Here is a 22,800-nt window from a genome sequence, read left to right as displayed (position 1 = left end):
AATGAAGAAAAGCTTTCAAAAGAAGAATTTTGAAAGCTTTTTATTCGGATAATAGAACATTACTCAGACGTTATCGTATCTTTATTATCCCATTTTACAGTGAACTGCACTTTTCCTTTTTTCTTTTTCGGATGCTCAAAGGCTTCACAAATCACACCTTTTTGATTTTCGATTTGTTGTGCAATAAAGCCTGCTTCTAGCTGAAAGGTGCAATTTTTATTTTGTTCACAACGCTCCTTTATTAAAGGGCTAAATAACTCTAATTCCATTTCATTTTTTGTTTGTTTATTTAAGGTAAGACTTCCCCAAGATGCTTGCTGAAAAAAATCAATTGTCATTTCTATCGTATCTTGAGGAAATTTACGGGCAAGTTTTTTTCCAGCCCAATATAAAATCTCAGGTGCATCATCTCCAAGTAATTCAAGTAATAAAACTTCACGAATTAGTTCATAGCCGAAAGTTGAAATGGTTTCGTCCTTGTTATCTGTTAAAATGATTTCTGCTGTCGTTTCGCTCAACCTTTATTCCCCTCTTTCTATTGTTCTTCTATTATATACAATTTTGAGAAGAATTAGTTATGTGATAATGAAAAAGAAGTGTTTTCGTAACATGAAAAAAATGTTATTTTAATATATTCATTGCTTTAGAATAATTTCGTGTTGTTATTACTTTGCTTCGAAAAAATGTAATAGTAATATACTATGAAAAAATTTTTTATGAAGATTATTTAATGTAATCGTTTCCTTGACGCTCCAACATGTTGGGGGTAAAATGAACATGTCACATAATTGTAAGAAAGTGATCAACTTTTTTGCTAAGTTAAGGTTGACTGTTCGCATACATATTTGTTCTTCATTAATGGACAGCTAATCCTTAATGCCTTTTTCAAAAAATAGGGGGGTAAATCATGGCGGGTAATCGAGAGTTTTTCAATCGCAAATTGCATTCATTGCTTGGTGTTATTCCGGTAGGGATTTTTTTAATTCAACACCTTGTAATCAATCATTTTGCAACAGGGGGAGAAGAGTCATTTAATAAAGCGGTAGGCTTTATGGAAAATCTTCCATTCAAAATTATCTTAGAAATATTTATCATTTTTTTGCCTTTATTATTTCATGCTATTTATGGTCTGTACATTGCTTTCACAGCAAAAAACAATGTAAGTAAGTTCAGTTTTTACCGCAACTGGATGTTTTTTCTTCAACGTTTTACTGGCGTAATTACGCTTATTTTTGTTTCATGGCATGTTTGGCAAACTCGAATTCAGGCAGCAATGGGAGCAGATGTAAGTTATCAAATGATGAGTGATATTCTTTCAAGTCCATTTATGCTTGTATTTTATATTGTCGGTGTAATCTCAACAATATTCCATTTTTCGAATGGTTTATGGTCTTTCTGTGTAACTTGGGGAATTACATTATCTCCTCGTTCACAAGTTATTTCAACGTATGTAACGATGGGAATCTTTGTTCTACTTTCAATCGTTGGTCTTCGTGCCATTTTTGCTTTTGTATAAGTCGTTATTAATATAAGCTCTAGATCATTATCGACGTGTTTATTATGAATGTTGTACTTAGGATTAAAGGGAGTGAGTCACATTGAGTAAAGGTAAAATTATCGTTGTCGGCGGCGGTCTTGCGGGCCTAATGGCAACCATTAAAGCGGCTGAAGCTAACGTTCCGGTAGAGCTGTTTTCATTAGTACCTGTTAAGCGTTCTCACTCTGTTTGTGCCCAAGGTGGTATTAACGGAGCTGTAAATACAAAGGGTGAAGGAGATTCTCCTTGGATCCATTTTGATGATACGATTTATGGAGGAGACTTTTTAGCGAACCAACCTCCAGTTAAAGCGATGTGTGAAGCTGCACCAGGAATTATTCATTTGTTTGACCGTATGGGTGTCATGTTTAACCGTACACCAGAAGGCTTACTTGATTTCCGTCGCTTCGGTGGCACACAACATCACCGTACTGCGTTTGCTGGTGCTACTACTGGTCAGCAGCTTCTTTATGCGTTGGACGAGCAAGTTCGCAGACATGAAGTGGCAGGATTAGTAACGAAATATGAAGGCTGGGAATTCTTAGGCGTTATTACAGATGATGATGGGATTTGCCGAGGGATTGTTGCCCAGAACTTAACATCAATGGAAATTCAATCATTTGCTGCAGATGCTGTTATTATGGCAACAGGTGGACCTGGAATTATTTTCGGGAAATCAACAAACTCTGTTATTAATACTGGTTCAGCTGCTTCCATCGTGTATCAGCAAGGTGCACATTATGCAAATGGTGAGTTTATTCAAATTCACCCAACAGCGATTCCTGGTGATGACAAGCTTCGTCTAATGAGTGAATCAGCTCGCGGTGAAGGTGGTCGTGTTTGGACTTATAAAGATGGTAAACCATGGTACTTCCTTGAGGAAAGATACCCTGCATATGGAAACTTAGTGCCACGTGATATTGCTACACGTGAGATTTTTAATGTTTGTGTAGATATGAAGCTAGGCATTAACGGTGAGAACATGGTCTACTTGGATCTATCCCATAAAGATCCACATGAACTTGATGTTAAACTTGGTGGAATTATTGAAATTTATGAGAAATTTATGGGTGAGGATCCTCATAAAGTTCCGATGAAAATTTTCCCAGCTGTTCACTATTCAATGGGTGGGCTTTGGGTTGACTTTAATCAACAAACTAGCATTCCAGGATTGTTCGCAGCTGGAGAATGTGATTATTCACAGCACGGGGCAAACCGTTTAGGTGCTAACTCATTATTATCCGCCATTTATGGTGGTATGGTTGCTGGACCAAATGCAGTTAATTATATCGATGGATTAGAAAAGAGCTCTGATGCGATTTCTTCCTCTGTATTTGAGCGTGCTATTCAAGAGCAAGAAGGAAAATGGAATGAAATTATGTCTTTAGATGGAACAGAAAATGCGTATGTTCTTCATAAAGAGCTTGGTGAATGGATGACAGATAACGTAACGGTCGTTCGTTACAATGATAGATTATTAAAAACAGATGAAAAAATTGTTGAATTAATGGAACGCTTTAAAAACATTAATATTAACGATACGGCGAAATGGAGCAATCAAGGTGCTGCCTTTACACGTCAATTGAAAAACATGCTTCATTTAGCACGTGTTATTACGATTGGTGCTTACAACCGTAATGAAAGCCGCGGTGCTCATTACAAGCCAGATTTTCCTAAGCGTAATGATGAAGAGTTCTTAAAAACAACAATGGCAAAATTCACTGGGGAAGATACTGCTCCTGCATTCCATTATGAAGATGTAGATATTTCTTTATTAAAACCACGTGAACGTGACTATACAAAAAAACATTAAGAGAAGGGGAGAGTAAGTGATGAGTGACAAAAAATCAATTCGCTTTATTATAACTCGTCAAGACAATCCAGATTCTGCGCCCTATCATGAAGAGTTCGATGTAGAGTATCGTCCGAACCTTAACGTTATTTCAGCGTTAATGGAAATTCGCCGTAATCCAGTTAATGTTAAAGGTGAGAAAACGACTCCAGTTGCGTGGGATATGAACTGTCTAGAGGAAGTATGTGGAGCATGTTCGATGGTTATTAATGGAAAACCACGTCAATCATGTTCAGCACTTGTTGATCAATTAGAGCAGCCAATTCGTTTAGCACCAATGACTACATTTCCAGTAATTCGTGACCTTCAGATTGATCGAAGCAGAATGTTTGATTCCTTGAAAAAGGTAAAAGCATGGATTCCGATTGATGGAACATATGACCTTGGACCAGGTCCACGCATGCCTGAGCCTAAGCGCCAATGGGCTTACGAATTATCAAAATGTATGACATGTGGTGTATGTTTAGAAGCATGTCCAAACGTTAATAGTAAAACAAACTTTATGGGACCTGCTGTCTTTAACCAGGTTCGCCTATTCAATGCTCATCCAACAGGTGAAATGAATAAAGCTGAGCGATTAAATGCATTTATGGAAGATGGTGGCTTAACAGGCTGTGGGAACTCACAAAACTGTGTGCAATCATGTCCGAAAGGAATTCCGATTACCACATCCATTGCTGCAGTTAACCGTGCTGCAACACTGCAATCTTTCAAAAACTTTTTTGGAAGCGACAATGTGTAATTAATAGTAAAAACCCTTTTTTCAAAAATGAACTGCACCCCAATTGTTAGACACCATCTAACAATTGGAGGTGCAGTTTTTCTATGGCTAAATTTACTGCAGAAGATAAATTACAAGCAGTTGAGCGATATTTAAATGGAAATGAGAGTTCAAATGAACTAGCGAAATCGTTCGGGACTGATCATAAAGCTATCCTTAAATGGGTCAAACAATACGAATACAATGGTGTTGAAGCCTTTATTAAACCTTGTACAAATTACACACAACAGTATAAACTAGACGTACTAAATTACATGATTGAACATGGTACGTCCTTAAATGAAACAGCAGCGATTTTTAAGATCCCTGCCCCTTCAACCATTGTTGTTTGGAGAAATCTATTTGAAACACAAGGATTAGATGCCCTTCAATCAAAGAAAAAGGGGCGTCCATCCATGAAAAAGGAATCCAATCAACAACCTAAACCAGCACCGGTCAAAGGGTCTACCGAAGCACTTGAAGCACGTATTAAACAGCTAGAAATGGAAAATGAGTATTTAAAAAAGTTGAATGCCTTAGTTCAAAACAAGGGAAAATCACCAAACAAGACAAAGCACAAGTAGTCTATGAATTAAGGCATAAATATTCGGTGAAAGCACTTGTAAAACTCGCTGGCATTCCACGTAGCACGTATTATGATTTAGTGAAGCGAATGAATCAACCAGACCCAGATGCCGATTTGAAAGTGGAAATCAAAGCGATTTATGAAGAACATGAAGGTCGTTATGGGTACCGTCGTATTCGTGATGAGCTAGCGAATCGTGGACAAAAAGTAAATCATAAGAAGGTTCAACGTATCATGAAAGAGTTAGGTTTAAAGTGTTTAGTGCGTATGAAAAAATATAAATCATACAAAGGTACAGTTGGTAAAATTGCGCCTAATATTTTAGACCGTAATTTTACCGCAAATGTCCCAAATGAAAAGTGGGTAACAGACATTACGGAATTTAAATTATTCGGCGAGAAACTCTATTTATCTCCTATTTTAGACTTATTTAATAGAGAAATTATTACTTATACAATTGGCTCTAGACCAACGTATTCACTTGTATCAGATATGTTGGTGAAAGCTTTAGAGCGCTTACCAGAGGATCATCAGCTACTAATGCATTCAGATCAAGGCTGGCATTATCAAATGAATCAATACCGGCATGCGCTTAAGTCCAGGGGCATTGTGCAAAGCATGTCTCGTAAAGGCAACTGTTACGACAACTCGGTAATAGAGAATTTCTTTGGTATTATGAAGTCGGAATTCCTCTACTTAAAGGAATTTGAAAGTGTAGAACATTTTAAATTAGAATTAGAAAAATATATCAATTACTATAATACGAAACGAATAAAGGCAAAATTAAAAATGAGTCCGGTGCAATACCGAACTCATTTTACTCAAGCTGCCTGATGAAATAACCGTGTCTAACTTTTAGGGGTCACTTCAAAAATTGGAGAAGGGTTTTTTTATATTTAGGAGGCGAGAAAAACGTGCAGAAGCAATCTTATGTATATAGGCTTTTCATTTATTCTGAAATAATTTATAATTTAAACTTGAATGAATAATCATTCATTTTAAAGTAAGGAGGAAAAAACATGGCGAAAATAAATTATATAGATAATTTTTCAGCTTGGGAGAATGAGTTTCAATTTTGTTATAGCATTACCGTGCGTTTTTCTGAAACAGATATGTTTGGGCATTTAAATAATACGGTTCCGTTTACTTATTTTGAGCTTGCCAGAATTGAATTTTTTAAACATAAGGGATTCATTCAAACATGGTTAGAAAAGGAAAGTGAGACCATCCCAGTTGTTGCAGATCTCCAATGTGATTTTATGCAACAAGCTTTTTTTGATGAAAAAATTGATATTTATGTTAAGGCAAATTCAATTGGAACAACATCAGTTGATCTTCATTATTTAGGTAAGAAAAAGGATGGGACCGTTTGTTTTACAGGAAGAGGAACGATTGTACAAATGTCCAAAAAGACTGGAAAAGGGGTGCCATGGACGGAAGAAATGAGAGCATTGCTTCAAAATGGGGAAATCATAAATGCGTAGTCATCATTAAAGACTGAATAAAAAACGAATGGATGAAGTGGGAACTAACAAACTTCATCCATTCGTTCTTATAATTTATCAGAATAGGCCTTTATTGTTAGGGAACTGTCTCTAGTTCGTACGTCGCTGACCAAGGCGCTTGCGCTTTTCTGTATTATAATCTAAATTTCGAGATGGTTGTCATTAATCGCTCTGCTAAAGCGACTAGATTACGTGAATCATTGTTAATGCGTCCCATCGCTGTTGATGATTGCTCTGTAATGGCTGCAGTTTCTTCAATTCCAGCGGAGGATTCCTCTGATATGGCTGCGATGCTTTCAATTGACGTATTAATTTGTGCTGCTGATTGAGAAATAAGTGATAACTCTCCTGCACTTTCATTAATTTTCTCTTGAATATTCGCAATCGATTGATTAATATGTTGGAATGTATTACTCGTTTCTTTAATCTTTTCATTGCCATTTTCTACTTTATTGTAGCTATTCTCGAGTAATTTCGTTACTTCTAATGAGCTTGACTGAATTTCCTGTGTTATCTCATTGATCTCTAAAACTGATTGGGCAACTTGCTCAGAAAGCTTCCGTACTTCACTAGCAACAACTGAAAAACCTTTGCCATGTTCACCAGCTCTTGCAGCTTCGATTGCAGCATTTAGAGCAAGTAAATTTGTTTGCTCTGATATCGATTGAATGGAGAGAACTAATTTGGATACTTCTTGATAGCTTTCATTTAAGCTTTCTACTCTTTCGACTGATTTTTGGACGACGGAATAGATCGTGTCCATTTGGACAGTTGTTTCCATCATTTGATTAAAGCCGCTTTCCGTTAATTTACGAATTCCTTTAGCCTCATCGCTTAATACTTCACCATTTTTATTTGAAATCGTAATGGCATGAGTAAAGTCCCTGATCATTTCAGAAAGGGAGGTGGTGCTGTGTGCTTGCTCCTCTGCCCCTTTTGCTAATTCATTCATTGTGATCGCAACTTGTTTTTGACCATCACTCGACTCCTCTGCCGTTATTGTAAAATGATTTGCGAAGGAAACAATTTCCTCAGATTCTTTATTAATATTTGTAATTAAAGAGCGTAAATTATTACACATCGTTTGTAAGGAAGAGGCTAGTTCTCCAATTTCATCATTAGATTTAACTGTAATCGTTTGTACTAAATTTCCCTCAGCGACCTCTTTGGCAACATTGCTTAATTTTTTTAGCGGCTGTGCAATTAGTCTAAACAAGTAAAAGACACAAAGTGCACTAATAAGGACTGAAAATGCCATCACGACAAGTGATATGGTCCTACCTTGAGAAAAGATAAACAAACTCTGTTCAATTGAATCATCAGCATTTTTATTATTTTCTAAAACAACATTGTATAGTTTTCCATCTAAGTTCTTATACAATTCTCTGCTTTTTTCTAATAGGACTAGAGCTTGCTCTTGATCGTTTAGCGAAGCAGCTTTCATAAAGTCTGTATGCATGTCCAAATAAGATGATAATGCATTTTTCATTTCAATAAATACTGCTTTTTGTTTTTCATTCGAAATGTTATTTTCATAAAGTTTTAGTTGCTCATTAAGCCCACTCTCTATATTGGTAATTTCTGTTTTAAAGGAATCTTTATCTTTACTATTTTGCGCAAGTAAATAGTGAGCCTGTAATGAATTTATCCTCTGTATGTAAAAATTAATACCTGCGATTTCCTGAATGGCAGGAATCCATTTATCCCCTAATTGTTTATTTTCTTTATTAATTTTCTGCATTCCATTTATACCCAAAAAACCTACGACAATCATAAAGATAAGTAATAACGTAACAAAAAATGAAAGCTTCTTGGAAATTGATATCCTCATTAAGCACTCTCTCCATCCCTGATGTAATATTTTTGTTTGTAAGATGTTTCATTTATAATATCGGTGGACAAAGGATCCCCTTTGATTGAATATTAGCAAAAAAATCAAGGAAATTTATGACAACAGGATAGAGGAGAATGTAGATTTGATACATTTTTTTCCAAACAGAAGATGAAAGGCCAAAAAGAGTTTAATGATCATAATGGATATCGCAACTATTTCTTTCTCCATAAAGGAAATGCTGTCACTTCGGATATTAACTTGACATATGATATGGTGACTAAATATATACCCACCCCGCGGTTCATAGCTGGCGAAAGGCAAGGAGGGTTATAATACTTGAAGGAGAACGAATTTACTCATAAGCCGTTACTCACCAAACGAGAAAGAGAAGTATTTGAACTGTTAGTACAAGACAAAACAACAAGAGAAATCGCTGGTGAATTGTTTATAAGCGAAAAAACAGTTCGGAACCACATTTCAAATGCCATGCAAAAGCTTGGTGTAAAGGGGCGATCACAAGCTGTTGTAGAGCTCCTTCGAATGGGAGAGCTAGAACTTTAACTAAGACCGGCAATCCTTCTTGGGGATGCCGGTTTAAACTATTTTAATCACTTTTTTTATTAAACTACATTTCAACCTTGAAATTTGCGCGGAAAAAGGTGAAAATGAATGGAAAAAGGATGTATGTATACGTACTTTTCCTTTCGGGGAGCTGAATAAGCGTAAATAAAAAATGGGAGTTGGATTCATTGGATTTGGAAGAAGTGAGGGAAAGGGATGTTTTTGCTGTTATTGAAAAGGAATTACGCTACATATCCGCAATTATTAAGCAAAAAGGTCGAGAAATATTAAGTAATTATAAGATTACTCCACCACAATTTGTTGCTCTTCAATGGCTTTTTGAGGAGGGTGATATGACGATTGGGGAACTTTCTAATAAAATGTATCTTGCTTTTAGTACAACCACTGATCTTGTTGATCGGATGGAAAAAAACAGTCTAGTGAAACGAGTTAAAGACCCGAATGATAGACGAGTTGTTCGGATTCACCTATTAGATGAGGGTGAAAGAATCATTGATGAATGCATTCAAAAACGACAATTATATTTAAAAGAAGTTTTAAATGAATACTCAAGTGAAGAAATACAAAGACTTGAAAAAAATTTAATTAGATTACATCAAGATATGCGAGTAGAATGAGGCGGTTACTTTGAAACAACCAATAGGCATCATAGATTCAGGTGTTGGTGGTCTGACTGTAGCAAAGGAAATTATGCGTCAGCTTCCACATGAAAATATTGTTTACTTAGGTGATACTGCACGCTGTCCATATGGACCAAGACCTGGAGAGGAAGTAAAAGCATTTACATGGGAATTGACAAAGTATTTATTAACACAAGATATTAAGATGCTTATCATTGCATGTAATACAGCAACTGCTGTCTCATTAGATGAGATTCAAAACGAGCTTCATATTCCCGTCATTGGCGTTATTTCACCTGGAGCTAGAACGGCACTTAAAAAGACAGGGAATCAGATTATTGGTGTTATCGGTACGGAGGGTACGATAAAAAGCGGAGCATATGAAAGAGCATTGAAGCAATTAAACAGACGTGTGAATGTACATAGCCTTGCCTGTCCTAAATTTGTTCCGCTCGTTGAAAGCGGCGAATATACTGGACCGTTAGCTGAGAAAATCATTGCTGAAACGCTAGCACCGCTAAAAGACGTAGAGATGGATACACTCATTTTAGGTTGTACACATTACCCACTACTTGAGTCATTAATTAAATATGAAATGGGTTGGCAAGTAAGTGTTATTAGTTCTGGTGAGGAAACAGCAAGGGAAGCAAGCACGATTCTTTATCACCAAAAAATGTTAAACAATTCTCATGAACAACCACAACATCAGTTTTATACAACGGGTTCAGAAATTATTTTTAAGAAAATTGCCTCAGACTGGCTAAAAATTCCGATTGAAAATGTGAATAAAATTCACCTTTAAGAAGATGACTCAAAAGCTAGGGCATTCGCCGAAAGACTTGGCGAATGCCGAGTTATTCTAATCAATGTTCATCCTAATTTTTGCACTGAGTTGATTGGAGAGGAAGACGAGAAGACTCCTCGAAAATGCATACGCATTTTTCTCGTGCGGGGTTAATTCTGAGATGATTACTCAACGTCCTGTGGGAAAAGCGGACAGGTTAATAAGAACACAAAAGGGAATATATGGGTATGGCACTTCCGCTTTATAGATTATCCATGATAAAATAGAACAAAATACATAAAATGAGGTGATATATTTGTTAGCACAGGCTGAACAATATTTAAGGCAATATTTTGGCTACACCTCCTTTCGGTCAGGACAGAAAGAGATTATCCAAAATTTATTAGAAAGCCATAATACCCTTGGAATTCTTCCGACCGGAGGCGGAAAATCACTTTGCTTCCAAATTCCCGCTCTTATGCTCCCAGGTACTGCAATTGTTATCTCCCCATTAATTTCTCTCATGAAAGATCAGGTAGACGCTCTGACAACTGCTGACATACCCGCTACGTTTATTAATAGCTCGCTCACCCAGCAGGAATACAACGAAAGAATGGCTGGGATAAGAAATGGAGAATTTAAACTCGTCTATGCAGCACCTGAACGCTTTGAATCTGATAGCTTTGTAAATTTGCTAAATCGTATTCAAGTATCCATGATTGTATTCGATGAAGCACATTGCATCTCTCAATGGGGGCATGATTTCAGACCAAGCTATCGCTCGATTGTTACAAATTTAGGCAGTTTACATGAAAGGCCAATAATAGCTGCTTTAACGGCAACTGCAACAAAAGATGTTGCAGATGATATTAGAGATTTACTACATATTCATGAATCGGATAGTTTTATTACGGGTTTTGCTCGAGAAAACCTCGCTTTTCATATTAAAAAAGGTATTAATAAAAGAGAGTTTATTAATCAATATATAAAAAAGCATCGAGATGAATCTGGCATTATCTATACATCAAGCCGCAAGGAAGCTGATCAGCTATTTAATCATTTAAAAACACAAAATTATTCAGTCGCCAAATATCATGCTGGAATGAATGAGAAGGAGCGGATAAATGCTCAAAATGATTTTGTTTATGATAAAGCTGACATTATGATTGCGACGAATGCATTTGGGATGGGTATCGATAAATCAAATGTTAGATTTGTTATCCACTATAATCTCCCTCGGAATATCGAGGCTTATTATCAAGAAGCAGGGCGTGCGGGGCGAGATGGAGATAACAGTGAATGTATCTTATTATTTTCTCCACAGGATGTACAGCTGCAGAAATTTTTGATTGAAGAATCGAATCTTGATTCTCAAAAAAGAGAGCAAGAATACAATAAATTAAAGCAAATGGTCAGTTATTGCCATACGGAAAAATGTTTGCAAACGTATATCATTGAGTATTTTGCTCCAACTAGTCAGCTTGATAACTGCGGGAAATGCAGCAATTGCTTAGATGAGCGAGAGCAAGTTGATATTACGAAGGAGTCGCTAATGATATTCTCTTGTATTAAAAGAATGGGAGAGCGCTTCGGTGTTACGTTAACGGCACAGGTGTTAAAGGGTTCGCAAAATAAGCGAATTCGTGAGTTTAATTTTGATAAGCTATCAACATATGGTTTGCTAAAGGCTTATAAGGAAAAGGGAATTGTAGATATTATTAATTATTTGCTTGCAGAAGGATATTTATCTTTAACCGATAGCAAGTATCCGATTGTCAAACTTGCTGAAAGAGCTTTACCTGTTTTAAAACAACAGGAAATGCTTTTTATGAAAACAACGATTCAAGCTCCATCTATAGAAGCTGAAGAAAATAGTGATCTTTTCAATGCTCTTCGCACTTTACGGAAAAAAATTGCTGAAGATGAAAAAGTGCCACCATATGTTGTTTTTCCTGATACAACGTTAAGGGAAATGAGCCAATATTATCCACTGGATGAGACGTCAATGCTAAGAATAAAAGGTGTTGGACAAGTGAAATACGAAAAATATGGTGAGGCTTTTATGGAAGAGATTAAGAGCTTTGTTAGTGAACAAAATATTCAAGTGGAAAATTCCGCTTTACAGTTAGAAGCTGAAGATCAAAACGCTGTTAATGAGACTCCAAGTTATTTAATGTCTTATCAATATTATCTTGATGGTCTTACAGTGAATGAAATTGCTCAAAAACGGAAATTTTCTCCCGTTACAATCCAAGATCATATTTTACGTGCAGCAAAAGAAGGTTTCGAACTAGATTGGACGAAAATATTTGATGAACATATAGAAGCCTTTGTTTTAGAGGCAGTAAAAAAGGTTGGAAAAAACAAGCTAAAGCCAATAAAAGAGGAGCTTCCTCCAGAAATAGATTATTTTATGATAAAAGCTGTGTTAATGAAGGATGAAATTGTGAATTGATCAATCGCCTCTACATTTAGCATAAGTTAAAATTTTTTTCCCTTCAGACGGTCTAAATTACAATTAGGCTCGTATACATGTAGTACAAACTGTCTTTGGAGGGATTATATGACCATAAATAAAAAAACAACGATTATTTCTGCTGTCCTATTGTCATCTGTATTATTATCTGGCTGTGGATTATTTGGTACAGACGGGAAGGAAAAAATAGATCCACCGAAATCTGTAACCTACACAGATGAGGAAACAACTGCTACTGAAGGAGCAGAAGGTGCTGATGTCGAAACGACCGGAGATGACGCTACTGTTCGTACGATTCAAACGGAACTCTATTTAGTAAATAAAGATGGCTTTGTCGTCCCACAAACGATAGCGTTGCCTGCAACAGAGTCAGTTGCGACACAGGCGCTTGAATATTTAGTAAAGGATGGTCCAGTAACCGATCTGCTTCCAAATGGTTTTCGGGCTATTCTACCTGCAGATACGAAAATATCCGTTAATATTAAAGATAAGGTAGCGACTGTTAATTTTTCGAAGGAATTTAAAGAATATGAAGCAAGTGAAGAAATGAAAATTTTGGAAGCAATCACATGGACTTTAACACAATTTGATTCAGTTGAAAAAGTGAAGCTTCAGTTGAATGGCCATGCTTTAACGAAAATGCCTGTTGGTGGCACACCAATTGGTGAGACTTTCAGCCGCTCAAATGGGATAAATATTGATACGACAGATGTTATGGATATGAACAATACGAAGCCTGTTACCGTATATTATTTAGGTGGAGAAAAAGGCTCTTACTACTATGTTCCTGTTACGAAGCGAGTTTCTGATAAACTTACAGATACTATTGCTGCGGTTGTGGAGGAGCTTGTGAAGGGACCAAGTTATTCCGCAAATTTAGAAAGTGATTTCTTAGCTAATGTTGAATTGCTTAATAAACCGGAAGTTGAGAACGGAAAAGTCACCTTGAATTTTAATGAGGCTGTTTTTAGCAATACTGACGAGAAAATCGTTTCTCAATATATGTTGAATGCTCTCGTACTTTCCCTAACAGAGCAAACAGGAATTGAAAGTGTAGCGATAACAGTTAACGGTGAGACCGAACTTGTTAACGAGAACGGTGAGAAAGTAACGGAGCCTGTAACTCGTCCGCAAAAAGTAAATACAGGTAGTTTTTAAAAGCTTTGTTTTTGATATACTATATAATGACAGTGAAAGAGGAGGCAAATACTTGCCCCTCTTATTTATTTGAAATACAAGGAAGTTTAAAACTTTAATTAGATGAGTGACTGGCTTCAGCAGGAGGCTTGTGCTTTTCTAGAGGAGGAATCAGCTTATGCGTGCAGATGGACGTAACGAACAACAAATAAGGCCAATACATATCGAAACGAATTTTTTAAAACATCCAGAAGGTTCCGTGCTAATAAGTGTCGGTGATACGAGAGTGATTTGTACAGCAAGCATTGAAGAACGTGTGCCTCCTTTTATGCGGGGAGAAGGAAAGGGCTGGATTACAGCAGAATATTCCATGTTACCAAGGGCAACTGAACAAAGAACGATCCGTGAATCCTCAAAAGGAAAAGTTTCAGGAAGAACGATGGAAATTCAGCGTTTAATTGGACGTGCTCTTAGAGCGGTTGTTGATCTAGAAGCACTTGGAGAAAGAACGATCTGGATTGATTGTGATGTGATTCAAGCTGATGGTGGGACACGTACTGCTTCTATTACTGGAGCTTTCGTTGCGATGGCTCTTGCGATAGAAAAATTAACTGGAACGAAAAAGCTGCCCAAATATCCTCTTATCGATTTTTTAGCCGCTACGAGTGTAGGAATTTTAGAAAACAAAGAAGTTGTGGTCGATTTAAATTATGTTGAGGACTCAAAAGCGCTTGTTGATATGAATATTGTTATGACAGGGTCTGGAGAATTTGTTGAATTACAAGGAACTGGTGAAGAGGCAACATTTTCATATTCAGAGCTTCAAAAACTACTAAAATCTGCGCAAGATGGGCTAGCAGATATTTTTGAACTGCAAAAAGAAGCTCTTGGTGAAACAATTACAAATAAAATTAATAAAGTAAATAATTAAAGGGGAATGTTTAAATATGCAGGAAGTGATTATTGCTACGAAAAATCGTGGAAAAGCAAATGAATTCGTGGAGCTTTTTAAAAAGTATGGATTTCAAGTAAAGACTTTATTAGATTTTCCTGACATAGAGGAGGCAGAAGAAACAGGATCTACCTTTGAAGAAAATGCGATCATTAAAGCTGAATCACTTTCAAAAGCCTTAAATCGAATCGTTCTTGCAGACGATTCTGGATTAGTTGTTGATGCATTAAATGGTCGACCAGGCATTTATTCAGCACGCTACGCTGGAGAAGAAAAAAATGATGAAGCTAACCTTTTAAAAGTGCTTGATGAGCTACAAGACGTACCAGACAATGAAAGGCAAGCCCGTTTTTACTGTGCAATAGCTGTTGCTGCCCCAAATCAGAAAACCTTTACAGTTTCAGGGACATGTGAGGGCAAAATTTTACAAGATAAAAAAGGGTCTTTTGGATTTGGCTATGATCCAATATTTTTTGTGCTAGAAAAAAATAAAGCAATGGCAGAATTGCTTCCGGAGGAAAAATCGCTAATAAGCCACCGTGGACATGCACTTAAAAAATTGGCAAACCAGCTCCCTGTTATCCTATCAGGAGCGGCGAAATAATGAAAATATTAATAGTCAGTGATAGTCATGGACTTACAACTGAATTAACGGAAATAAAGGAGAAGCATAGTGATGAAATAGACCTGTTCATTCATTGTGGAGATTCAGAGCTTTCGGCAATTGAAAAAAGTCTTTCTCGTTACTTAGTTGTCCGTGGAAATTGTGATTTTGAAAAGAATTTTCCTGAGGAGCTAGTAGAGAATGCAAATGGATTACGATTATTTATTGCACATGGTCATCGTTATTCGGTTAAATCAACATTATTAAATCTAGCCTATCGTGCGAAAGAGCTGAAGGCAAATATTGTCTGTTTTGGCCATTCACATATTCTTGGTGCTGAAATGATCGATGATATATTATACATTAATCCAGGCAGTATTCGGCTACCAAGAGGAAGGCAAGAAAAAACATATGTGATAATAGATGTTGAGGAAAAAGAAATAACGCTGCATGTGTTTGATTTACATCAAGGAGAGCTAGAACATTTAAAACAAAACTTATTCTTCACAAAATGATGTGAACAGAATAAACTATGGAGGGAAGTAAGTTGCTTCCCTCAAAAAATAGGTTATATTTTTATGTTGACATTTCATCATTAGCCTAATATAATAAAACTTGTCGTTGAAAATATTAACATGTCCCAGTAGCTCAGCCGGATAGAGCATACGCCTTCTAAGCGTACGGTCGGGAGTTCGAATCTCTCCTGGGACGTTAATTTTGAAACTCACCATTTTGTTGGTGAGTTTTTTTGTTGTTAAAAAGAGCACTTTCGTTCATCTAAAAGAGAAAAAAATTTATCATTCCTAAATATGAATAGACCAACAATGTAAGCGGATACATTAAATCAGATTACTTTAAATAATCAAATAATTTACAAAAGGGTGTTGACGATTACGAAAAATGAGCGTAAGATAGTCCTCAATATAAGAAGTTAATAATTCTGTAATAAATAATTTTCCTATTATCAATATTCAACTTAATAATGGAACTTATTTTTTTATTCTAAAAGTTTATTGGTTTAAAGTCTAAAAGTACAATAAAAAATAACTTAAAAACGAAGAAGAGGATAAGTAGTTTTATGGTTAGGAATTTTCAGAGAGCCGGTGGGGCTGGGAACCGGCAATTCCACATAAAATGAACTCACCTCAGAGTGCCAGCTTGAAAGAATATCATCGAATAGAGCTGGTCGGGTGTACATACACTCGTTATCAAAACGAACAGTATTGATACTGTTCATAAGTGCATGCAATATTGCGTGAATTTAGGGTGGTACCGTGGAACAGGTGATTTGGCCTTTTCATCCCTTTAGCCTAGTAATAGGTTTATAAGGGATGAAAGGGCTTTTTATTTTGCAAAAAAGGAAAAAAGAGGAGGTTTATTACAAATGTTGCAGGAAGCTGCCGTAACAGAATCGAAGGCTGTGCCAGATATGCTCACTGGTGCTGATCTGTTATTAGAAGCCTTGAAGAGGGAAAATGTTGAAGTGATTTTTGGGTATCCAGGTGGTGCTGTTCTACCGATTTATGACAAATTATATGATTCAAAAATTCTTCACGTTTTGCCAAGACATGAGCAAGGTGGAATTCACGCTGCTGAAGGTTATGCAAGAATCTCAGGAAAGCCTGGAGTTGTTATCGCTACATCTGGCCCAGGTGCGACGAACATTGTGACAGGTCTCACAGACGCAATGATGGATTCTCTACCACTCGTTGTATTCACTGGCCAAGTTGCAACAGGAGTAATTGGAACGGATGCTTTTCAAGAAGCTGATATTCTCGGAATTACAACGCCAATTACAAAATATAACTATCAAATTCGCAATATTGAGGATATTCCCAGAATTGTAAAAGAGGCATTTTATATTGCGACGAGCGGACGGCCTGGTCCAGTGTTAATTGATGTTCCAAAGGATATTGCTGCAGCCACTGTAACTGAAATTCCGAAGGAGCAAGAAATCAATTTACCAGGCTACCAACCTACTTTACAGCCAAATTATTTGCAAATACGAAAATTAACAGAGGCTGTGAGCAGAGCGAAAAAGCCAGTAATTCTAGCAGGAGCAGGTGTACTCCATGCTAAAGCAGCGGAAGAACTCAAGGCATATGCGGAACAGCAGCAGCTTCCTGTCATTCATACACTTCTTGGATTAGGAGGTTTTCCTGCAAATCATAAACTTTTCGTTGGTCTTGCAGGGATGCATGGCTGCTACGCAGCAAATATGGGATTAAGTGAATGTGACTTACTAATTAATATTGGGGCAAGATTTGATGATCGCTTAACTGGAAATTTACAGCATTTTGCTCCTCACGCAACTGTCGCCCATATTGATATTGATCCTGCTGAGATTGGTAAAAACGTTCCAACTGAAATTCCGATTGTCGCTGATGCAAAAGAGGCTTTGAAAGAACTTTTACATCAAAATGCCTTGCCGCCAGCTAATAGGGAATGGCTAGAGACTATTCAGCAATGGCAGGAAGAATTTCCATATTACTATGGTGAATCTTCCATGTTAAAACCTCAGAAAGTGATGGAGCTACTTTATAAAAAGTCTAACGGCGAAGCAATTGTTGTCACTGATGTAGGTCAGCACCAAATGTGGGCTGCACAATACTATCAATTTAAAAAAGCTGATAAATGGGTGACCTCTGGGGGCTTAGGAACAATGGGCTTTGGCCTTCCAGCAAGTATTGGTGCTCAGTTTGCTGACCGTGACGCATGTGTGATAGCTATTTTGGGAGATGCTGGTTTTCAAATGTCAACGCAAGAGTTATCAATCATTCAAGAATATAATCTTCCAATTAAAATTGCGATTTTTAATAATCAATCACTTGGAATGGTTCGGCAGTGGCAGGAGATTTTTTACGAGTCTCGATTCTCTCACAGCAAAATATCCGTTCAACCATCTTTTGTGAAACTCGCTGAGGCATATGGCATCAAAGGATATATCATTCAAAATGAAGAGGAAGCTGAGACGATTTTAACTGAAGTAATGAATAGCCGTGAACCTGTATTATTAGATTTTAGAATTGATCCAGATGAAAATGTCTATCCAATGATTGCGCCTGGTAAAGGATTACACGAAATGGTAGGTGCTAAGCCTTGAAAAGAATCATCTGTATGACAGTTATAAATAGTCCTGGCGTTTTAAATAGAATTACGAATCTATTTTCAAAGCGCAATTATAACATTGAAAGTATTTCAGTTGGTTTAACGGATCAAGAAGGAGTTTCAAGAATTACTTGTATCGCACATGTTAAAAGTGAGCAGGATAGCGAGCAAATTACGAAACAGTTAAATAAACAAATAGACGTTCTAAAAGTAGTAGATATTAGTGATCAAGCGATCGTTGCCAGAGAACTAGCGTTAATTAAAGTTCTCTCGACCCCTCAGACGAGAAGTGAAATCTACTCGCTAATTGAACCGTTTCGAGCAACTGTTATAGATGTAAGTAAAGACAGTTTAGTTATTCAAATAACAGGGGAGTCGGAGAAAATAGAGGCGTTTATCGAATTGATTAAGCCTTACGGTATTAAAGAATTAGCAAGAACAGGAACGACTGCCTTTCCAAGAGGAACGCAACGAACAGCTTACCAACACAAACCTTTTTCAATTGTGTAAGTAATACGTAAACTATCATATTTTTAAATAGAGAGGAAGAAATAAAAATGGCAAAAATGTATTATAACGGTGATGCAAATTCAGCATATTTAAATGGGAAAAAAGTAGCGGTAATTGGCTATGGATCGCAAGGTCATGCACATGCACAAAATATGAGAGACAGCGGTGTAGAAGTTGTTATTGGACTTCGTAAAGGGAAGTCTTGGGATAAAGCAGCAGAAGATGGCTTCCAAGTTTATTCAGTTGGAGAAGCGACTGCACAAGCGGATGTCGTCATGATTCTTTTACCAGATGAACTGCAACCGAAAGTATATCATGATGAAATTGCACCAAATTTAACGAATCAAGCCCTTATGTTTGCGCACGGATTTAATATTCACTTTAGCCAAATTGTACCACCGAAAGAGTGTGATGTTTTACTTGTTGCTCCGAAAGGACCGGGACATCTTGTACGTAGAACATATGAACAGGATGCGGGAGTTCCAGCACTATTCGCAATCTATCAGAATGTGACAGGTGAAGCGAAAGAACTTGCATTAGCTTATGCTAAAGCGATCGGTTCTTTACGAGCAGGAGCATTAGAAACAACATTTAAAGAGGAGACTGAGACGGATTTATTCGGAGAACAAGCGGTCCTTTGCGGAGGATTAACATCCCTTGTGAAAGCTGGATTTGAAACATTAGTTGAGGCAGGATACCAGCCTGAATTAGCATACTTTGAATGTTTGCATGAGCTGAAACTAATTGTTGACTTAATGTATGAAGGCGGTCTTGCTGGAATGAGATATTCGATTTCTGATACAGCACAATGGGGAGACTTTGTAAGTGGTCCACGTGTTGTTGATGAAAGAGTGAAGGAAGAAATGAAAGCAATCTTAAAAGACATTCAAGATGGGGAATTTGCCAAAGGATGGATTTTAGAAAATCAAGCAAACCGCCCAGTCTTTAATGCAGTTAATAATAAAGAAAATGAACACTTAATTGAGCAAGTTGGTAGAGAGCTTCGAAAAATGATGCCATTTGTCAATAGTGGGAAAAAGAAAGAAGTTGTTGTAAGTGCAAAAGGTTAAAATATTCGATACAACACTACGTGATGGTGAACAGTCAGCCGGTGTCAATTTGAATCTTTCTGAAAAATTAGAAATCGCTAAGCAACTTGAAAAATTGAATGTCGATATAATTGAAGCTGGCTTCCCTGCCGCTTCAAAAGGAGATTTTACATCTGTCCAAAAAATTGCCCAAACGATAAAAAATTGTTCAGTTACAGGACTTGCTCGTGGAGTGATTTCAGATATTGATGCTGCTTGGGAAGCACTTAAGGATGGGGCAGAGCCACGTCTTCATACATTTCTTGCCACATCACCAATACATCGTCAGTACAAATTAAAGATGTCGAAGGAAGAAGTCATTGAAACAGCTGTAAATACAGTAAGATACGCAGCGAAGAAATTTCCAATTATTCAATGGTCAGCCGAAGATGCTTCAAGAACAGAGCTTCCGTTTTTAGCTGAGATTGTTGAAAAGGTTATTCAAGCAGGAGCCCATGTTATTAATATCCCAGATACTGTTGGGTATGGGACTCCTCAAGAATATGGACAGATTTTTAAATACTTAAAAGAGCGTGTTCCTTCTATTAATAAAGTATCTTTATCTACTCACTGTCATGATGATCTAGGAATGGCGATTGCCAACTCGCTTGCGGCCATTGAAAATGGGGCAACACAAGTTGAAGGAACGATAAATGGAATTGGAGAAAGGGCGGGGAATGCTGCTCTCGAAGAAATCGCGCTCGCCTTGCATATTCGCAATGATTATTACAAAGCTGCAACAAGACTTCATTTACAAGAGATTAGCCGTACGAGCAGTCTCGTCAGTAAACTTACTGGTATGATCGTTCCTGCGAATAAGGCAGTTGTTGGGCGAAATGCTTTTGCTCATGAATCAGGAATTCATCAAGATGGTGTATTAAAGGAAAAAACAACATATGAAATCATATCACCTGAATTAGTAGGCGTCCAAACGAATTCATTAGTTCTCGGAAAGCATTCTGGAAGACATGCATTTAAAAATCGCTTAAATGAACTAGGTCTTTCTGTTCCAGAGGAGGAAATTAAAACATTATTTACTGCTTTTAAAGATTTAGCAGATCGTAAAAAAGAAATAACAGATGAAGATATTGTTGCACTCGTACTTGGAGATCGACTATCTGCTGAAGAACGTTTTTACGAATTAATTCAGATTCAAGTGCAATACGGTACGAATCAAGTCCCAACTGCTACAGTGACATTAACTGGACTTGATAAAGAAATAATTCAGGAAGCGGGTACAGGCGCAGGCAGTATCGAAGCACTTTATAATACACTTGAAAAATGTGTGGACGGAGAAATTCATTTGCTGGATTATCGTATTCAATCCGTTGGCGCCGGTAGGGATGCACTAGCACAAGTTTATGTGAGCTTGAAATATATGGATACGGAAACAAGTGGACGAGGACTTGCTCAAGACGTATTAGAAGCTTCAGCGAAAGCGTATTTAAATGCTATTAATCGTGTCATTTATATGAAAAATAAAGTACCAGTACTTAATGTAGTGAACTAATAGATGAATAGCGGAATAACATAATGGATTTATTAAAAAATGACGGAGGGGTAAAAATGAAAAAACGTATCGCTGTTCTTCCTGGTGATGGAATCGGTAAAGAAGTGGTCAAAGGTGCAATTGAAATTTTGCAGGTTGTTGGGGAGCGCTTCGGTCATCAATTTGAATTCCGCTATGGAAAGATTGGTGGCGAGGCCATTGATACGGTTGGAAACCCACTGCCTGATGAAACAATTGAGTTGTGCAAACAAAGCGATGCGGTTTTACTTGGAGCAGTTGGTGGACCGAAATGGGAAAGCCAACCAGTTCACCTTCGTCCTGAACGTGGTTTGCTAAAAATACGGAAAGAATTAAACTTATATGCAAATTTAAGACCGACTTCTTATTATTCAAGCCTTGTTGATTCATCCCCTCTTCGGCAAGAGGTCATCGAGGACGTCGATATGCTCATGGTTCGTGAATTAACAGGTGGTTTGTATTTTGGAAAACCTAGCGAGCGGACGCAGAAAAATGGTGAAGAGGCTGTCGTGGATACGTTATTTTATCAAAAAGATGAAATGCTGCGCGTCATGAAACTCGCTTTCCAGCTTGCAGCTGAACGACGTGGGAAGGTCACTTCAGTAGATAAAGCAAATGTGTTGGAATCGAGTCGAATGTGGAGGGAGGTTGCAGAAGAGGTAGCAAAGGATTATCCTCATGTCACATTGGAACATATGCTTGTTGATAATGCAGCAATGCAATTAATTAAAAAGCCAAAACAATTTGATGTCGTCGTAACAGAAAATTTATTTGGTGATATTTTAAGTGATGAAGCCTCAGTTTTAACAGGATCTTTAGGAATGCTGCCTTCAGCAAGTCTTTCTGAAAACGGCCCTTATTTATATGAACCAATCCATGGTTCCGCACCTGATATTGAAGGGAAAAATATTGCGAACCCGATTGCAACTATTCTTTCTGCTGCTATGATGCTTCGATTATCATTTGGATTGAAAGAGGAAGCGAAAGCGATTGAAAATGCTGTCAATCAAGTACTCGATATGGGCTATAGAACGAAAGATATTATGGCATTTGGCAAAAAGCCAGCATCAACGACTGAAATGGTAGAAGAAATTAAAGCCACCTTCCTAGACAACGAAGCCATCATGAACATCATGGGCGCATATGCATAGAAAAGCGAAGGCGACTGATTAGCCCCGACAAGCATAAGACGAGCCAGCGTGGAGGTAGCTTTTGACCTTCATGCTGGATTGGCTTATGACCTCGAGGGGCTAGGAGCCGCAGCTAGCCAAAGAAAAGCGGAGGCGGCTTGCCAAAGAAAGGCGACTATTTAAAGCAATATATTTCTTATACGACCT

20 protein-coding genes, 1 tRNA gene and 1 other annotated feature are annotated in these 22,800 nt (G+C 37.3%); of the genes, 19 read left to right on the top strand and 2 right to left on the bottom strand.

The window, feature by feature from the left end; genetic code table 11:
- Positions 1-59: 59 nt before the first annotated feature.
- Complete coding sequence (locus KDN24_RS18715) at positions 60-518, bottom strand: YslB family protein (RefSeq protein WP_409972815.1); 459 nt, start codon at positions 516-518, stop codon at positions 60-62.
- A gap of 389 nt (positions 519-907) precedes the next feature.
- Between KDN24_RS18715 and KDN24_RS18710 the strand changes: the two genes are divergently transcribed.
- The 5 genes from KDN24_RS18710 to KDN24_RS18690 all read left to right on the top strand — a co-directional run bounded on the left by KDN24_RS18710 (position 908) and on the right by KDN24_RS18690 (position 6,219).
- The gene (locus KDN24_RS18710) at positions 908-1,516 is read left to right on the top strand and encodes a succinate dehydrogenase cytochrome b558 subunit (protein WP_409972814.1); all 609 of its coding nucleotides are present in this window, start codon (positions 908-910) and stop codon (positions 1,514-1,516) included.
- A gap of 82 nt (positions 1,517-1,598) precedes the next feature.
- Positions 1,599-3,350: a succinate dehydrogenase flavoprotein subunit gene (gene sdhA, locus KDN24_RS18705; protein ID WP_409972813.1), complete on the top strand. Its 1,752-nt coding sequence runs from the start codon at positions 1,599-1,601 to the stop codon at positions 3,348-3,350.
- Between the two features lie 19 nt (positions 3,351-3,369).
- Positions 3,370-4,131 (top strand): succinate dehydrogenase iron-sulfur subunit, encoded by a 762-nt coding sequence (sdhB, locus tag KDN24_RS18700; protein ID WP_409972812.1) that lies wholly within the window; start codon positions 3,370-3,372, stop codon positions 4,129-4,131.
- Positions 4,132-4,214: 83 nt separating this feature from the next.
- Positions 4,215-5,569 (top strand): IS3 family transposase gene (locus KDN24_RS18695; protein WP_491348108.1). Its coding sequence is split into 2 segments (ribosomal slippage): positions 4,215-4,668 and positions 4,668-5,569, totalling 1,356 coding nucleotides; the frame shifts between segments, so codons are not numbered across the junction.
- A gap of 185 nt (positions 5,570-5,754) precedes the next feature.
- Positions 5,755-6,219, top strand: coding sequence for an acyl-CoA thioesterase (locus KDN24_RS18690; RefSeq protein WP_409971998.1), 465 nt, complete (start codon positions 5,755-5,757; stop codon positions 6,217-6,219).
- 154 nt (positions 6,220-6,373) lie between these two features.
- On the opposite strand, the gene KDN24_RS18685 is transcribed toward KDN24_RS18690, so the two are convergent.
- On the bottom strand, positions 6,374-8,071 hold the full coding sequence (locus tag KDN24_RS18685) for a methyl-accepting chemotaxis protein (protein WP_409971997.1): 1,698 nt from the start codon (positions 8,069-8,071) through the stop codon (positions 6,374-6,376).
- A 339-nt stretch (positions 8,072-8,410) separates the two neighbouring features.
- Between KDN24_RS18685 and KDN24_RS18680 the strand changes: the two genes are divergently transcribed.
- From KDN24_RS18680 to leuB, 14 genes are all read left to right on the top strand, one after another.
- Entirely contained in the window at positions 8,411-8,635 is a 225-nt protein-coding gene (locus KDN24_RS18680; RefSeq protein ID WP_057771856.1) for a helix-turn-helix domain-containing protein, read from the top strand.
- A 188-nt stretch (positions 8,636-8,823) separates the two neighbouring features.
- A complete protein-coding gene (locus KDN24_RS18675) occupies positions 8,824-9,273 on the top strand; it encodes a MarR family winged helix-turn-helix transcriptional regulator (protein WP_409971996.1) in 450 nt (149 codons plus the stop codon).
- 10 nt (positions 9,274-9,283) lie between these two features.
- A complete protein-coding gene (racE, locus tag KDN24_RS18670; RefSeq protein WP_409971995.1) occupies positions 9,284-10,078 on the top strand; it encodes a glutamate racemase in 795 nt (264 codons plus the stop codon).
- 298 nt (positions 10,079-10,376) lie between these two features.
- Positions 10,377-12,515 (top strand): DNA helicase RecQ, encoded by a 2,139-nt coding sequence (recQ, locus tag KDN24_RS18665; protein WP_409971994.1) that lies wholly within the window; start codon positions 10,377-10,379, stop codon positions 12,513-12,515.
- 108 nt (positions 12,516-12,623) lie between these two features.
- The gene (locus tag KDN24_RS18660) at positions 12,624-13,694 is read left to right on the top strand and encodes a GerMN domain-containing protein (RefSeq protein ID WP_409971993.1); all 1,071 of its coding nucleotides are present in this window, start codon (positions 12,624-12,626) and stop codon (positions 13,692-13,694) included.
- Between the two features lie 157 nt (positions 13,695-13,851).
- Positions 13,852-14,604, top strand: coding sequence for a ribonuclease PH (gene rph, locus KDN24_RS18655; RefSeq protein WP_409971992.1), 753 nt, complete (start codon positions 13,852-13,854; stop codon positions 14,602-14,604).
- 16 nt (positions 14,605-14,620) lie between these two features.
- Complete coding sequence (locus KDN24_RS18650; RefSeq protein ID WP_409971991.1) at positions 14,621-15,229, top strand: XTP/dITP diphosphatase; 609 nt, start codon at positions 14,621-14,623, stop codon at positions 15,227-15,229.
- Positions 15,229-15,744 (top strand): metallophosphoesterase family protein, encoded by a 516-nt coding sequence (locus KDN24_RS18645; protein WP_409971990.1) that lies wholly within the window; start codon positions 15,229-15,231, stop codon positions 15,742-15,744. Before KDN24_RS18650 ends, KDN24_RS18645 begins: the two co-directional genes overlap by 1 nt.
- A gap of 122 nt (positions 15,745-15,866) precedes the next feature.
- Positions 15,867-15,940 (top strand) — tRNA-Arg (locus tag KDN24_RS18640).
- A gap of 337 nt (positions 15,941-16,277) precedes the next feature.
- Positions 16,278-16,537: a binding site (T-box leader), on the top strand.
- Between the two features lie 76 nt (positions 16,538-16,613).
- Entirely contained in the window at positions 16,614-18,332 is a 1,719-nt protein-coding gene (gene ilvB / locus KDN24_RS18635; protein ID WP_409971989.1) for an acetolactate synthase large subunit, read from the top strand.
- Positions 18,329-18,847 (top strand): acetolactate synthase small subunit, encoded by a 519-nt coding sequence (ilvN, locus tag KDN24_RS18630; RefSeq protein ID WP_409971988.1) that lies wholly within the window; start codon positions 18,329-18,331, stop codon positions 18,845-18,847. Before ilvB ends, ilvN begins: the two co-directional genes overlap by 4 nt.
- Before the next feature lie 47 nt (positions 18,848-18,894).
- On the top strand, positions 18,895-19,917 hold the full coding sequence (gene ilvC, locus KDN24_RS18625; RefSeq protein ID WP_409971987.1) for a ketol-acid reductoisomerase: 1,023 nt from the start codon (positions 18,895-18,897) through the stop codon (positions 19,915-19,917).
- The gene (locus tag KDN24_RS18620; RefSeq protein WP_409971986.1) at positions 19,904-21,445 is read left to right on the top strand and encodes a 2-isopropylmalate synthase; all 1,542 of its coding nucleotides are present in this window, start codon (positions 19,904-19,906) and stop codon (positions 21,443-21,445) included. The genes ilvC and KDN24_RS18620 overlap by 14 nt, the downstream gene beginning before the upstream one ends.
- A gap of 56 nt (positions 21,446-21,501) precedes the next feature.
- Positions 21,502-22,614 carry a 3-isopropylmalate dehydrogenase gene (gene leuB, locus KDN24_RS18615; protein WP_409971985.1) on the top strand — a complete coding sequence of 371 codons (1,113 nt, stop codon included), beginning with the start codon at positions 21,502-21,504 and terminating at the stop codon, positions 22,612-22,614.
- Positions 22,615-22,800 lie beyond the last annotated feature (186 nt).

The organism is Cytobacillus sp. Bva_UNVM-123, from assembly GCF_046351715.2.
Lineage (GTDB): Bacteria > Bacillota > Bacilli > Bacillales > Cytobacillaceae > Cytobacillus.
Note: the sequence above shows the minus strand (reverse complement) of the source record. Positions and strands in the feature narration are given on the sequence as shown.